This is a genomic window from Pantoea sp. GW821-FHT03E06 (assembly GCF_059420725.1).
The window spans coordinates 320,293-334,612 of record NZ_JBWKUG010000002.1 but is presented as its reverse complement, the minus strand read 5'-3'; the positions used below and the strand labels follow the sequence as shown (position 1 = coordinate 334,612).

The window sequence follows — 14,320 nt, the reverse complement described above, 5'->3', positions numbered from 1 at the left end:
GATACACGGGATAACGCTAAGAAGAGAGTTACAAGCAACAGAAAGTGCGACGGTAGATGGCTGGGGTGACAATGCAAAGATGCATTACCACAGGTTTCGCCGTCACGGCAGCGGGTTGTCGCGCAGTTAAAGCCAGATTGATTAACCTGCGCCGTACTGTTTACCCCCTTCAATATGTGATCATTTTCGCAACAACCTTTTAAACATCCTTGTATGGTAGTAGAACATTAACCCTCAGGGACTTTTGCTATGGCCTCTTCCACCCTTACCCAAACGCCAGCGATCGAGAAAGATCATGCTTCACTCATCAAACGAGTAGCAAGCGCATCCGCCATTGGCACCGCGGCAGAGTATTACGACTTCTTTGCTTATGGCACCGCTGCCGTCTTGTTCTTTGGCCATCTGTTCTTTCCCAGCCACGATCCGCTCATCAGCACCCTCGCCGCTTTTGCCACTTATGCGGTGGGCTTTCTCGCTCGTCCTATCGGCGGCATCGTTTTCGGACACATTGGCGACAAAGTTGGACGTAAAAAAGCCCTGGTGGCCACCATCCTGATTGTTGGCCTTGGCACGTTTTGCATCGGATTGCTGCCGACTTACGAAAAAATCGGCATCTGGGCTCCCGTGCTGTTGATTTTGATTCGCTTGTTGCAAGGCTTTGGTGTGGGCGGCGAGCAAGCGGGTGCGGTATTGATGACCGCAGAATATGCACAACCCGCACGTCGTGGTTTCTTCGCCAGCTGGGTACAAATTGGCGCGCCGGTGGGTTTCCTGCTGCCGCTGGCGCTGTTTGCCGTTCTTAATGCCACGCTCTCCCCGGTTCAAATGATGGATTGGGGCTGGCGCGTTCCGTTTTTACTCAGCGCATTACTGGTGATTGTTGGGCTGTTTATTCGCCTGCGCATTGATGAGTCGCCGGTGTTCGCCGCTATTCGCGAAACCAAAGCAGCAGAATCACGCCCGTTAAAAGAGGTGATGCGCGGGAATCCACGCCTGGTCATTAACGGTGTCGCCGCCAAACTGATTGAAGCCTGTGCCTTTGCCCTGTTCACGGTGATTATTCTGGCGTGGGGCAAAGCTAACAATCTCGATTCTGGCATTCTGATGAATAGTATGATCGTGGCGGTGATTCTCGAGGTGTTTGCTATTCCACTCATGGGCGCGTTGTCAGACAAAATTGGCCGCAAGCCGGTATATATGATGGGTACGTTGCTGATTGTCATTGCCATCGTGCCGTTCTTCCTTGCCCTGCAGCAAAACAGCTATTGGCTGACGCAAATTGCGATGATTGTCGCCCTGACACTGGGTCACAGCATGTGTTACGCGCCGCAGGCATCGTGGTTTCCGGAGCTGTTTCCCACTCACATTCGCTGCAGCGGTATTGCGGTGATTTGGCAGGTGGGCTCGCTGATTGGCAGCGGCGTGCTCGGTTTGGTCGCCGTAAAAATCCTGCAAATGACCGGCGGTCACTGGTACGGCCTGGCGCTGTATGTTGCGGTATTAGGGGTGATTTCCGTTATCGGTCTCATAAGGCTGCCTGAAACTGCACCGCGCCGTCGCAACGGCGAATATCATCAATGGCAGCAACATTAATTTGTTGAGCAGAGCGGCAGAATGCCGCTCTGTCGCGTGGTCATGTGATATCAGAGAATCATTTCCGTCTCGGCAGCGAAACCATGAGCAAGCCAATGACAATTAACACCACGCCAGCAAAGCTGCTCCAGCGGAACGACTCCCCCATAATCGGCAATGAAATCGCTGCCAGCCAAACCAGCACATAGCTCAAACTCAGCAGTGGATAGAGCCGATTGAGCGGCAAATGGCGCAGCGCCAGCATCCAGCACACCATTGAGAGCGCATATGCGCCTAGTCCGATGGCTAACAGCAGCAGTGGCTTGAGGTGCTGTAAATTGATCAACTCGCGCAGCGGCGGAAAATCCAGCATCGCCGTGCGCAGCACCAACTGTGCCAGCGACACCAGCAGTACGCTGCACAAGGCCAGCATTAGTCCTTTCATAGATGACTGCCCATCAGCGCCACGCCCGCCATTATCACCAGCGTGCCGATCCACTGTTGCAAGGTGAAGGTTTCGCGCCAGATCAGCCGCGCGGCTAATGCGACCAGCACAAAGTTAAGACTCATCATCGGATAAGCAATGCCGACAGGCACCATGCGCAATACCATCAGCCACAGCAACATCGCCACGCCGAGCAGCAGCACGCTCAGCGCAATCCATAATATCAGCCGCTTTTTACCCTGACGGCTGCCAAGATACGCCGCCTGCTTTTGACACAGTTGGGCGGCGCAGCTCAGCACACTTACCAGTAAGATCAGCACAAGATTCATGGTGTGGCATCATAGCCGTAATAGACTAAACGGCCCTGACGATAAACATCATCGGGTTCTGGCAAGTTTTTATCCGGCGTGTTGTCACCTGAATTCAACATCAGCACCAGCGAAACTTTCCCCTGGCGACGATGCACGCGCAGCCAGTCAGCAAATCCGTCCGCATCAATAAAGTGAGATTGTGCATCCGGATAGCTCAGGCCGTATTGCAACTCCCCTTTGGCATCGTAGAAGTTGATATCGCTACGCTGCAACGCCCAGGCAACCGTTGACGCCACGCCGGGATTGTTGGCTAACAGATAACGACTATCCGCCAGCTGGTCGTGCACTGCGCTAATAAAACTCTGCGGCTGCTTGGAATCGCGTACCTTTTGGGGGATGGCAAAACCGACCAGCAGCGCCAGCACCAGTGGGCAAAGGGCGGCTAACTGCCAGCGGCCATTTTCCGGTTTGCGACTCATCCAACCCAATATGCCCCAGCCAGCAAAAGCCAGTGCTGCACACAATACGCGCTGCAGTTCATCGCTGGCGTACAGCGGACGGTGCGCTACGCCCCACGGAGCCAGAACAATGAGAACAACCAGCGTCGTCACGGCGCCGAACAGTAAGTTGATCCAGCCATTCACTTTAAACGCCTTAACGACAGAGGCAGAACCGCTGTGGGCATAATGCGCCATCAGCAGCGCCAGCGGGGCGAAGCAAGGCAATATATAGGTTGGTAGTTTGCCCTTGGCGATACTGAAAAACAGCAGCGGTAGCAGTACCCAACTCAATAAATAAACCGCACCAGCATTTTGACCGCGTTGACGCCATGCACCCGCCAGCGATCCCGGCAGTAGTGCCAGCCACGGTAAACATCCGCCTAGCAGCACCGGTATGTAATACCAGAAAGGTGCTTTGTGCTGGGCATCTGCCTCGGCAAAACGCTGAATATGTTCAACCCAGAAGAAGTAGTGCCAGAAGTCCCCTTCCTGCCGATTAATGGCCAGCGCCCATGGCAAACTGAGTAGTGCAGCAATCACCATGGTCAATGGTCCCCAGCGCAGCAACTCGGTGAAACGCCGCTGCCAGATGGCCCAGGGCAAAATCGCCAATACCGGGACCGCCAGAGCAAGGAAACCTTTGGTCATAAAACCCATGGCGCACGCGGCCCCGAGCAGCACATACCCGCACGCGCGCTGTTGCGTAGATGTTGCCTGCGCCGCCAGCCAAAAGCTGCACATCGCCGCAACCAGCCACAGCATTAAGATGGGATCGAGCACGGCGTAAGTACCAATGCCATAGACCAACAGCGAGGTGAGGAAGATGACGCTGCTGCTTAACGCAACTTTTTGACTGGCGAACATTTTTTTAGCCAGCCAGTAGATAAGTAACGCACTTAATGTGGTACTGATAATCGCGCCAGCGCGCACGCCAAAGTTGGTATGGCCAAACAGTAACTGGCCGATGTTATTCACCCAATACCCGGCAATTGGCTTCTCGAAATAGCGCAAATCAAAGAAGTGCGGTACTACCCAATTACCGCTGAACAGCATTTCGCGGCTGATTTCAGCGTAACGGGCTTCGTCCGGCTGCCATAAGGCGCGGAATTCAATGGGGATCAGATAATAAAGCGCAAAGAGTGCTATGAGCAGCGCGGTTTTGGTGCCTGTTCGCATCCGTGAGTCCTGTAAAAATTAACGTTGGCAGCCTAACCAGCCTTCGCGCCCGGCAATATGTCCGCGCACCACGTTACCCTGCGGCAGCGTGCTGAGATCGTCTGGCAATAAGGCACTCAACGGGCAGAATTGAATGTTGTGTTGTTCAGCGCGCTTCAACAGATCGGCGAACGCCTTTAACCCAACGATTCCTTCCACTTCGGCATGAATGGTGTAAACCGGCGAACCGGTTGCAGCGAGCATTTTTTCCAGAATGTAGTCATTAAAGTCGGCAGCGCTGACCGCTTGTCCTACCACTTCATCCCAGGTTGGCAAGGTGACTGGAATTTGTACGGTGCCTACGCTGCCATTACTTAAAAGCGGCAGGAATGGCCCGGAGCCGCGACAATCGCTGTTATAGCGAAAGCCAAATTCCTCTTTGGCAGCCACCACGCGGCCATCTGCGCGCCAGCCTGCCACGGCAGAACAGGTGACGTTGTCACCAATAATCGCTTCCAGCGTACTCTTACCTTTTGCTATCTGCTCAACCAGCTTTTCCTGCGGCCAGACCCCCGCCCAGGTTTGCCATGCAAAGTGGTCCCAGGCATGTAAACCGACTTCATGGTGATCGGCGGTGGCACTGATGATCTCCTCAAGGCCACGACCAATTTCACGTCCTGGCCAGGCGGTGCCGGCCAGTAAAATATCCCAACCGTAAAGTGATGCTGCGCGGGAACGCAGCATTTTCCACAAGAAGCGCGGCTTCATCAGGCGCCATAAGTGGCGCCCCATGTTGTCGGGCCCTACGCTAAAGAAGAAACTCGCCTGCATTTGATGCAAACTGAATTGCTCCAGCAACGCCGGGACACCCAGTTTGGTGCCACGCCAGGTATCGACATCGACGCGCAAACCTATTTTCTTCATGGCTTATCCTGCAGCTCAACGGTGCGCAGGAAGAAGTCCAGCGTGTTATCGATGGTGGTTTCCATCTCAACTGTTGGCGTCCAATCCAGCAAGCGACGGGCGTTTTTAATCGATGGCTTACGATGTTCAACGTCCTGATAACCTTTGCCGTAATAGCTGCTGCTTTCCACTTCGCGGAAGCCCGCAAACGGTGGGAAATTGCTACGCAGCGGATGGCGCTCAAAACTGGCCAGCAGGCGCTCAGCCAGCTCTTTAATGCTGGCTTCGTTTTCCGGGTTGCCGATATTGACGATTTGACCATCACAGTTATTCTGCTTGTTCTCGATAATGCGGAACAGCGCTTCAATACCGTCGCGAATATCGGTGAAGCAGCGCTTCTGCGCGCCGCCGTCAATCAGCTTGATCGGGGAACCTTCCACCAGATTAAGGATCAACTGCGTGATAGCGCGTGAACTGCCGATACGCGCGGCGTTGAGGTTATCGAGGCGCGGCCCCATCCAGTTAAACGGACGGAACAGCGTAAAGCGCAGGCCCTCTTTCTCACCGTATGCCCAGATTACGCGGTCAAGCAGCTGTTTGGAGACCGAGTAGATCCAGCGCTGCTTGTTGATGGGGCCAACAACCAGATTGGAGTGATCCTCATCGAAATGCTGATCGGTGCACATGCCGTACACTTCGGACGTCGAGGGGAAAATAATGCGCTTTTTGTACTTCACGCAGTCGCGAATGATTTTGAGGTTCTCTTCGAAATCGAGTTCAAACACGCGTAGCGGATTACGGGTGTACTCAATCGGCGTGGCAATTGCCACCAGCGGCAGCACCACATCACACTTCTTGATGTGATACTCGATCCACTCGGAGTGAATACTGATATCGCCTTCGACAAAGTGGAAGCGCGGCTGCTCGAGAAAACGGCTGATGGCATCAGAACCAATATCTAAACCGTAAACTTCGAAGTTATCATCCTGTAGTAAACGCTCAGTTAAATGGTTACCGATAAAGCCATTCACGCCGAGGATCAGCACGCGCGTACGGCGCTTCACCGCCGCCACCGGCTGAGAATAAAGCAATGCCCCTTTCACCATGCCAAGGCTCTGCGCCAGCTGGCTGCCGTTCATATAGACACCGTTATCGACTTGCCCGGTAACCACTTCCAGCGCGCCTTCTCCACAGGCGATCATAAACGGCTCAACGGATAAGACGGTGCCCGGCTTTGCCTGATGCTCAGCGCTATGAACGCGCCCTTTCCACACCACAAATTTAACCGTACCGGCAAAGGCAAACGCGCCCGGCCACGGATCGGTTACCGCCCGCACCAGGTTGTTGATCGATTTCGCAGATTGCTCCCACTTGATGCGGCCATCCTCCGGCGTACGGCGTCCTACCATCGTAGCCTGGCTATGATCCTGTGGCGTTGTGACAATGTCACCTTGCAGCAACGCTGGCAGCGCCTGCTCCAGCAACTGGGTAGCGCAGGCCACCAGTTTTCGATGTAACGTTAAAGCGTTGTCCTGCTCGTCAATGGCCACGCGCTGCTGCGCCACAATGTCACCCGCATCGGCGCGTTTCACCATGCGGTGTAGCGTGACGCCCGTTTCTGTTTCACCGTTGACCAGCACCCAGTTAAGAGGCGCACGACCGCGATATTTCGGCAGTAGCGAACCGTGCAGGTTAAAAGACCCCACGCGTGCGCAATTGAGGATGTTGTCGCTTAATAACTTGCGATAGTAAAACGAAAAGATGAAGTCGGGCTCCATCGATTTGATGCGGTCAACCCACAGTGGATGATCGGCATCTTCCGGTGCATACACGGCAATGCCATGTTCAGCGGCCAATCGTGCCACCGAAGGGAAAGCGTGGCTCTCAGGCGAGGTGTCCGCATGGGTGAAAATAGCGTCGATCTCAAAACCAGCGTTCAGTAAGGCAGAAATACCAGCACAGCCCATTTCGGCGTAGGCGAAGACGATTGTTTTCATTGCTCAATTTCCTGTACAGAAGAGGCATCTTTCTGTGAATTAATAACACGTTGTATGAAGTAGCGCGGACGGGCACGAACATCGTTATAAATACGCCCGATGTATTCGCCGAGTAAGCCCATACCGATAAACTGGGCGCCAACAAAAATAAACAGCACCGCGAACAGCAGGAATACGCCATCACCCGCCCAGGCTGCGCCAAGGAACAAACGCAGTACAATCAGCACCAGAGAGAAGGCAAAACCGAGAAGCGCGATCAAGCTCCCTACAATACTCAGCAGACGCAATGGCGTGGTGGTTAAACAGGTGACGAGGTCATACATCAGGTTAATCAGCCGCATAAAGCTGTACTTTGAGTCACCAAACTCGCGCTCGGCGTGAGCTACGGGTAATTCAATGGTGCGGCGGGCAAAGGTGTTCGCCAGAATGGGAATAAACGTGCTGCGCTCATGGCAGTTCAGCATCGCATCGACGATATGACGGCGATAAGCGCGCAGCATACAGCCATAATCGCCCATCGCTTTGCCGGTTACGCGCTGAATCAATTGATTGATGGTGCGCGAGGCGCGGCGACGGAACCAGCTATCCTGACGGTTCTGTCGCACAGTTCCTACCACGTCATAGCCTTGCAGCGCCGCGTTGACCAGATTGGGGATTTCTTCTGGCGGATTTTGCAAATCGGCATCCAGCGTAATAATCAAATCGCCGCTCACGTGGCTAAATCCCGCCATGATCGCCGAGTGCTGGCCATAGTTACGATTGAGTAATACGCCCACCACATGGCTGCCCGGCACAGTGGCAGCGTCAGAGATCATCTCGCCTGAGCGATCGCTGCTGCCGTCATCCACCAGCAAAATCTCATAATCGAGCCCAACACTTGCACAGGCAGCATCGGTTCGACGCACCAGTTCGGGCAGGCTCTCCTCTTCGTTGTACACCGGGATTACCACGGAGACTTTACGAATGGTTTTTTCTTCCAGCATGTCAAACTCCAGCGATCTGTCGCAAAGCACTTATCACGCGATCAACGTCCTCATCGCGCATATCAGGGAACAACGGTATTGAGCAGATGCGATCGCTATTCCATTCCGTATTGGGCAGGGAAAGATGCGGATAGCGCTCGCGATAATATTTATGGGTATGCGCAGCGCGGAAATGCAGACCAGTGCCAATATCCTGTGCTTTCAAGGCTTCCATTAATGCATCGCGGCTTAGGCCACAGGTGGCTTCATCAACACGAATAATGAAGAGATGCCAGGCATGCTGATGCGGCCAGTGCGGTTGAACTAACGGCATATAAGGCGTATCGGCTAACCCGACGAGATAGCGTTGCGCAATGGCGGCGCGGCGTTCATTGATGGCAGGAAGTTTCTTCAACTGGACCAGCGCAATAGCGGCACTGATATCAGGCAGATTGTATTTAAAGCCCGGCATGATCACTTCCGCCTGCGGCTTGCGCCCGTGCGTATGACGATCGTAAGCATCAACACCTAAACCGTGGAATTTCAGGCTGCGCATACGATCGGCCAGCTCATCATCATCCGTGACAATCAGGCCGCCTTCGGCACAGGTCATATTTTTGATGGCATGGAATGAGAAAATCGCCGTGCCCTGGTTGCCAACATGCTGCCCCTGGTAATAACACCCTGCCGCATGGGCGGCATCCTCTATTACCGGAATGCCATGACGCTCGCCAATGGCGCGTATGGCAGCAAGATCGGCTGGCGCACCGGCGTAATGCACGGGAATGATGGCGCGCGTTCGAGGCGTAATTGCCGCTTCGATTTGTTCAGGCGTAACCATCAGGGTATCGCGATCAATATCAATCATGACCGGCGTGGCGCCCAGCAAGGTAATGATGTTGATGGTAGAGACCCAGGTAAGGGATGGCGTAATCACTTCGTCGCCCGGCTGAATATTCAGTGCCAGCAACGTGACATGCATTCCTGCAGTAGCAGAGCTAACCGCAATTGCATGCTTATTACCCGTTAGCTGGCAAAAAGCCGCTTCAAGAGCTGCGTTTTGTGGCCCGGTAGTGATCCAGCCGGATTCAAACACTGCTTTAACGGCTGCTAACTCTTCGTCGCCCAATGATGGACGCGAAAATGGGAGGAAATTCATAAACTCACCTTAACGTTTAACGCCTTGAACTACCTGTATTAGGGCCAGCTGCAATATGCGGCTAAGTGTTTCCATCACTAACATTAAGTAACCTGCTGTTTAAACGTAGGTTAAACCACGCAAATTGCGTAGCACGAATTGTTAATAATCGATTCAGTAGGAAAAACATAAATTTTGTTGCTTTATCGCCCTGTGTAACAAAATACGGATGAATACTTAACGGAACATTAAATGGGTCGTTAACTTAGTGGCTTTTTTCTGAGATGTTGAAGATTGGTAGAGGAAGGAGGGAATGTGGCCTTATTTAAGCAATAGCCAGGTTGCATCTGTGTGACGGGGAGCAGAACGCACTGCATGAACATGAGTCGATACTAATAAAACGCTTTGAAACAATAAGTTAACTTATAAACTATACTCTTCTTAAGGTTATGTTAAGGTTGTGACCTCACACTATGTCAGGATATGCCGACTAATCTTTTGGAGGAGAGTGCGATGAGAACAGCGACAGACAGACTTTCTCAGGCTGCGTTGCGCCGCCATCACATTGGCGTTAAAACCAAAGGACTGCGCTATCGCGGCGATCTGTACGTTTTTCGCTACAATGCCGGTCAATATGATGTGTACCTCAATAATAACTGTGTTATGTCACTTGCCACCAGTAACGTACAGGAGGCGATTCAACTGTTTAAACAGCAGTCGTGACACGTTGACCTTGCCCTGTTTTTTACCAAATTCTGGATCCCGATCGGCAATTTTGCTGTAACTCCCTGTAATCTCGTCTTTCCGCTCGCCGCTATGCACGCTTCGGCGTAATGTCTCTCGCCATCAACAAGCCTGGACGGCATAAGAGGAATGACAATGGAAGTGGCGTATTGGTTGATAGGCGGTTTAATGGCTTTGGCCATCGGCAGTTTTCTCAACGTGGTGATCTCTCGCCTGCCGTTACAATTGCAGCAAGATGAAGTAGCGGCCACCCTGTTTTATCCCGCCTCACACTGCCCACAGTGCAAAACGCCTCTGCGCTGGCGCGATAATATCCCGGTACTGAGCTGGCTGTGGTTGCGAGGTCAATGCCGTTACTGTGGGTGCGTGGTGAGCATGCGTTATCCACTGGTGGAAATACTCACCTCACTCTCTGCGCTGTCGCTTACCTGCTATTTACCCTTCGATAAACATTTAGTGCCAGCACTCTTGTTTATCTGGTCGTTACTGGTGCTGGCGTGGATCGACATCGAGCATTTTCTGTTGCCAGATGTTATTACTCTGCCGTTGCTATGGGCTGGACTGCTATTTAAAACAATGGGCTGGCTAGCGGGACCGTTAAACGAAGCCGTTATAGGTGCTGTGGCGGGATACCTCTCTTTATGGCTATTGGCTAAAATTCATCAAAGGCTAAGAGGGTTTGAAGCCCTGGGCATGGGAGATGCCAAATTGCTCGCCGCGATGGGCGCGTGGCTGGGCTGGCCTCTTTTACCCTCTGTGCTTTTGTTCGCTTCTAGTGGCGCTATTTTATGTGTTTTGATTTCCAGAATGGCCTGGCAGCGAGAGGTTAATCACGTCATTGCTTTTGGCCCGTGGATTGCTCTTTCAGCGATAAGTCTCTTTATTCATTCGATTATTTTTTAACCAGTTCATTTTGTGGTAGCAAAACAGGCGGCCAATTATTGGCCAACGCCCTGATTCATATATGGAAAGAGTAAACAATTCTAAACAAAATTAATCATTGTGATGTAGGTCAAAAGGCTCTATATTGGCCGCGTTTTTTTCACGGTTGTTACTTTTTTATTCAATTAGTCAATCGGCAAGCCAATGCGAGCCCCGGTTGAAGGAGAGATATGATGACGGATAAAGTCCGTATTGATAGTTTTGGTGCCAACTCATTCAACGGAAACAACGACGCATTCCTGGCCCGTCAGGCCGAGTTTGAATCAAACGTCAGGAGTTACCCGCGCAAATTGCCTTTAGCGATCGCTAAAGCCCATGGCGTGTGGATCACAGATGTTGAGAATAAACAATATCTTGACTGTCTGGCTGGCGCAGGGACGCTGGCACTGGGTCACAACCATCCTGATGTTCTGCAGAGCATACAAAATGTCATTACCAGCGGCTTGCCGTTACATACTCTAGATCTGACTACGCCTCTGAAAGATCAGTTCTCTGAATCCTTGCTGTCGCTGCTGCCAGGCCAGGGCAAAGAATACTGCCTGCAGTTCACCGGCCCTTCTGGCGCCGACGCCGTTGAAGCCGCGCTGAAACTGGCGAAAAAAGCCACTGGCCGTAGCGGTGTCATCAGCTTCTCTGGCGGCTACCACGGTATGACGCACGGTGCCTTGTCCGTCACCGGTAACCTGTCACCGAAAGAAGCGGTAGACGGCATGATGCCAGAAGTCCAGTTCATGCCTTATCCGCATCAATATCGCTGCCCGCTGGGCATCGGTGGTGAAGCTGGCGTAAAAGCGCTGACCTACTACTTTGATAACCTGATCAATGACGTGGAAAGCGGCGTACGCAAGCCTGCCGCGGTGATCCTCGAAGCCGTTCAGGGTGAAGGCGGTGTTAACCCGGCGCCGGCTGAGTGGCTGCAGCGCATCCGCAAAGTCACCCAGGAACACGGCATCCTGCTGATCCTTGATGAAGTTCAGGCTGGATTTGCCCGTACCGGTAAATTCTTCGCCTTCGAACATGCGGGCATTGAGCCAGACATCATCGTCATGTCTAAAGCGGTTGGTGGTGGTCTTCCACTGGCAGTATTAGGCATCAAAAAGCAGTTTGACGTTTGGTCACCTGGCCATCACACCGGCACTTTCCGCGGCAACCAGCTGGCGATGGCAACCGGTTTGACCACGCTGAAAATTCTGCAAGAGCAGAATATCGCCGATAAAGTTGCGGCGCAGGGTGAGTGGCTGAAAGCGCAGCTGATCGCGATGCAGAAACGCTTCCCGGTTATTGGTCACGTGCGTGGTCTCGGCATGATGATTGGTATCGAGATCGTTAAACCGAACGAAGCAGCCGATCACATGGGCAGCTTCCCAGCTGACGGCGAGCTCTCTGCTCTGCTGCAGAAGAAGTGCTTCGAAGCAGGTCTGATTCTGGAGCGCGGTGGCCGTCATGGCGCAGTGTTGCGTCTGCTGCCTTCACTGCTGATCACCAACGATGAGTTGGCGATTTTCCTGGATAAATTTGAGCAAGCGCTGATTGGTGCTGGCGTCAATCCTGTTTGATTGGAAGCGTAAATGTCTGAAGTAAACCCGATTCTGGCCGCCTCTGCACAGAGCATTGAGGCGTACCAGCAGGCGATTGCGCAAAGCAGCGCCGCGGTTGTGCAGTGGCTGCAACAGCCTGAGATGTATCAAGGCAAAACCGTTGCCGAACTGCGCGAGCGTATCACGCTCGACTTCAATCCAAACGGCCTGGGTAACCAGGCCGCGATTGAACGTGCGATTGAATATTTCCTGAAAGACAGTCTTTCAGTACATCACCCACAATGTGTGGCACACCTGCACTGCCCTAGTCTGGTGGTGAGCCAGGCAGCAGAAGTGCTGATTAATGCCACCAACCAGAGTATGGATTCGTGGGACCAGAGCCCTTCTGCCACCATCATTGAGATCAAACTGATCGAATGGTTGCGTGCGCAGGTCGGCTATCCGGCTGGCGACGCGGGTGTTTTCACCAGCGGCGGCACCCAAAGTAACCTGATGGGTCTGATGCTGGCGCGTGATGCGTTCTATCAGCGCCAGGGGCACTCAGTTCAGCAGCACGGTATCACCGGCGATCTGCGGAAGATCAAAGTGCTGTGCTCTGAAAATGCGCACTTCTCAGTGCAGAAAAACATGGCGCTGCTCGGCCACGGCTATCAGTCTGTGGTGCAGGTGAAGTCAGACCCATTCGCCCGTATGGATGTGTCAGACCTGAAAGCGAAACTGGCACAGGCCGAGGCCAACGGTGAGCAGATCCTGGCTATCGTCGCAACCGCCGGTACTACCGATGCGGGCGCTATCGATCCATTGCGTGAAATTGCCGGCATCGCGGCAGAGCACAATATCTGGGTACACGTTGATGCAGCCTGGGGCGGCGCGCTGCTGCTGTCCGAGAAGTATCGCGACTACCTTGATGGCCTGGAACTTGTGGATTCCGTTACGCTGGACTTCCACAAACAGTATTTCCAGACCATTAGCTGTGGTGCATTCCTGCTGAAAGATGAGCGTCATTACGAGCTGATGCGCTATCAGGCGGCTTACCTGAACTCTGAGTTTGATGAAGAGGCAGGCGTGCCAAACCTGGTCTCCAAGTCTCTGCAAACAACGCGTCGCTTTGATGCGCTGAAACTGTGGATGGGCCTCGAAGCGCTGGGTCAGAAACAGTATGCGGCGATCATCGATCACGGCGTGACTCTGGCGCAGGAAGTGGCGAAGTTTGTCGCCTCTGAACCGCGTCTGGAACTGGTAATGCAGCCACAGCTGGCCAGCGTACTGTTCCGCTACCGTCCAGAGCAGCTGTCCGACGTCGCACAGATTGCGCTGTTCAACCAACGAATCGGCGATGCGCTGCTGGATTCAGGCCGCGCTAACGTCGGCGTGACCGAGAATCAAGGCGTAACCTGCCTGAAGTTGACGCTGCTGAACCCAACCGTAACGCTGGAAGATGTCAAAGTCCTGCTGGCCTTGGTTGAGAAAACCGCGAATCAGTTGCTGAACGCATAATCTTGCGCGATGTGATAAAGCCGATAACTGGCAACGGTTATCGGCTTTTTTATTGGCTGCATCGCTCACTGATGCTTGTCAGTTGAGAGATGAAACTGACATTACAAAACGCAGGCATCATGGCGGCACACTTTATTGCGTGATAAATTGCGCCGCTACGCAATGTAAGCAGATTGGCTACAGCACATCGGCATTAAAGTAAAAATTCCTGCCTGAAAACCTCTCGCTTTTACCATACCGCTAGATTACTGACAGACTAATAATACCGCTTCAAAATAGTAAACCTTCTTTATTATCAGAATAAGCAGTTGACTCAGCGTACAATAAAGCATCAATTCGCTAGAGAATTGATAAGTTATTTTGATCATTCACCCGCTCAAATTAAAGCAAATATACAGAGAGTTATCTAATGCTTGCAGGCAGCAAAAAATAATAGATTAAAGTAATAAAATCGCCTTCAAATAATAGATTATTCACTCACTTTTATCATTCAAAAAAACAACATTTCATTAACACAAGTAAAGTAAAAAACGGACTCTAAATAACTCATTGAATAATAAGAAGTAACAATGAAAATCAAACTTCCCGGAAATGTCTGGTAAAGGTATTTTTTACT

General features: G+C 52.4%; 12 protein-coding genes. 5 read left to right on the top strand and 7 right to left on the bottom strand.

Features of this window, described 5'->3' with window-relative positions:
- The first annotated feature begins 249 nt into the window (after positions 1 to 249).
- Positions 250 to 1,593, top strand: a complete 1,344-nt coding sequence (locus tag AC07WB_RS21045; RefSeq protein ID WP_097097864.1) for an MFS transporter — start codon at positions 250 to 252, stop codon at positions 1,591 to 1,593.
- Between the two features lie 58 nt (positions 1,594 to 1,651).
- On the opposite strand, the gene arnF is transcribed toward AC07WB_RS21045, so the two are convergent.
- From arnF to arnB, 7 genes are read right to left on the bottom strand one after another with little or no spacing between them, the layout of a single operon-like run.
- Complete coding sequence (gene arnF, locus AC07WB_RS21040) at positions 1,652 to 2,017, bottom strand: 4-amino-4-deoxy-L-arabinose-phosphoundecaprenol flippase subunit ArnF (RefSeq protein ID WP_097097863.1); 366 nt, start codon at positions 2,015 to 2,017, stop codon at positions 1,652 to 1,654.
- The gene (gene arnE / locus AC07WB_RS21035) at positions 2,014 to 2,346 is read right to left on the bottom strand and encodes a 4-amino-4-deoxy-L-arabinose-phosphoundecaprenol flippase subunit ArnE (protein ID WP_097097862.1); all 333 of its coding nucleotides are present in this window, start codon (positions 2,344 to 2,346) and stop codon (positions 2,014 to 2,016) included. The genes arnF and arnE overlap by 4 nt, the downstream gene beginning before the upstream one ends.
- On the bottom strand, positions 2,343 to 4,004 hold the full coding sequence (arnT, locus tag AC07WB_RS21030; protein ID WP_494941244.1) for a lipid IV(A) 4-amino-4-deoxy-L-arabinosyltransferase: 1,662 nt from the start codon (positions 4,002 to 4,004) through the stop codon (positions 2,343 to 2,345). Before arnT ends, arnE begins: the two co-directional genes overlap by 4 nt.
- 18 nt (positions 4,005 to 4,022) lie before the next feature.
- The gene (gene arnD, locus AC07WB_RS21025) at positions 4,023 to 4,907 is read right to left on the bottom strand and encodes a 4-deoxy-4-formamido-L-arabinose-phosphoundecaprenol deformylase (RefSeq protein ID WP_494941243.1); all 885 of its coding nucleotides are present in this window, start codon (positions 4,905 to 4,907) and stop codon (positions 4,023 to 4,025) included.
- The gene (gene arnA, locus AC07WB_RS21020; protein WP_494941242.1) at positions 4,904 to 6,883 is read right to left on the bottom strand and encodes a bifunctional UDP-4-amino-4-deoxy-L-arabinose formyltransferase/UDP-glucuronic acid oxidase ArnA; all 1,980 of its coding nucleotides are present in this window, start codon (positions 6,881 to 6,883) and stop codon (positions 4,904 to 4,906) included. Before arnA ends, arnD begins: the two co-directional genes overlap by 4 nt.
- Entirely contained in the window at positions 6,880 to 7,866 is a 987-nt protein-coding gene (gene arnC / locus AC07WB_RS21015; protein WP_345830782.1) for an undecaprenyl-phosphate 4-deoxy-4-formamido-L-arabinose transferase, read from the bottom strand. Before arnC ends, arnA begins: the two co-directional genes overlap by 4 nt.
- Before the next feature lies 1 nt (position 7,867).
- Complete coding sequence (gene arnB, locus AC07WB_RS21010) at positions 7,868 to 9,004, bottom strand: UDP-4-amino-4-deoxy-L-arabinose aminotransferase (protein WP_494941241.1); 1,137 nt, start codon at positions 9,002 to 9,004, stop codon at positions 7,868 to 7,870.
- A gap of 492 nt (positions 9,005 to 9,496) precedes the next feature.
- Between arnB and AC07WB_RS21005 the strand changes: the two genes are divergently transcribed.
- The 4 genes from AC07WB_RS21005 (at position 9,497) to AC07WB_RS20990 (ending at position 13,704) form a co-directional block, all read left to right on the top strand.
- The gene (locus tag AC07WB_RS21005) at positions 9,497 to 9,706 is read left to right on the top strand and encodes a hypothetical protein (protein WP_494941240.1); all 210 of its coding nucleotides are present in this window, start codon (positions 9,497 to 9,499) and stop codon (positions 9,704 to 9,706) included.
- A gap of 150 nt (positions 9,707 to 9,856) precedes the next feature.
- Positions 9,857 to 10,630: a prepilin peptidase gene (locus tag AC07WB_RS21000; RefSeq protein WP_176519234.1), complete on the top strand. Its 774-nt coding sequence runs from the start codon at positions 9,857 to 9,859 to the stop codon at positions 10,628 to 10,630.
- Positions 10,631 to 10,839: 209 nt separating this feature from the next.
- A complete protein-coding gene (locus tag AC07WB_RS20995) occupies positions 10,840 to 12,225 on the top strand; it encodes a diaminobutyrate--2-oxoglutarate transaminase (protein ID WP_097097854.1) in 1,386 nt (461 codons plus the stop codon).
- Positions 12,226 to 12,237: 12 nt separating this feature from the next.
- Positions 12,238 to 13,704 carry a pyridoxal phosphate-dependent decarboxylase family protein gene (locus tag AC07WB_RS20990; RefSeq protein WP_494941239.1) on the top strand — a complete coding sequence of 489 codons (1,467 nt, stop codon included), beginning with the start codon at positions 12,238 to 12,240 and terminating at the stop codon, positions 13,702 to 13,704.
- Positions 13,705 to 14,320 lie beyond the last annotated feature (616 nt).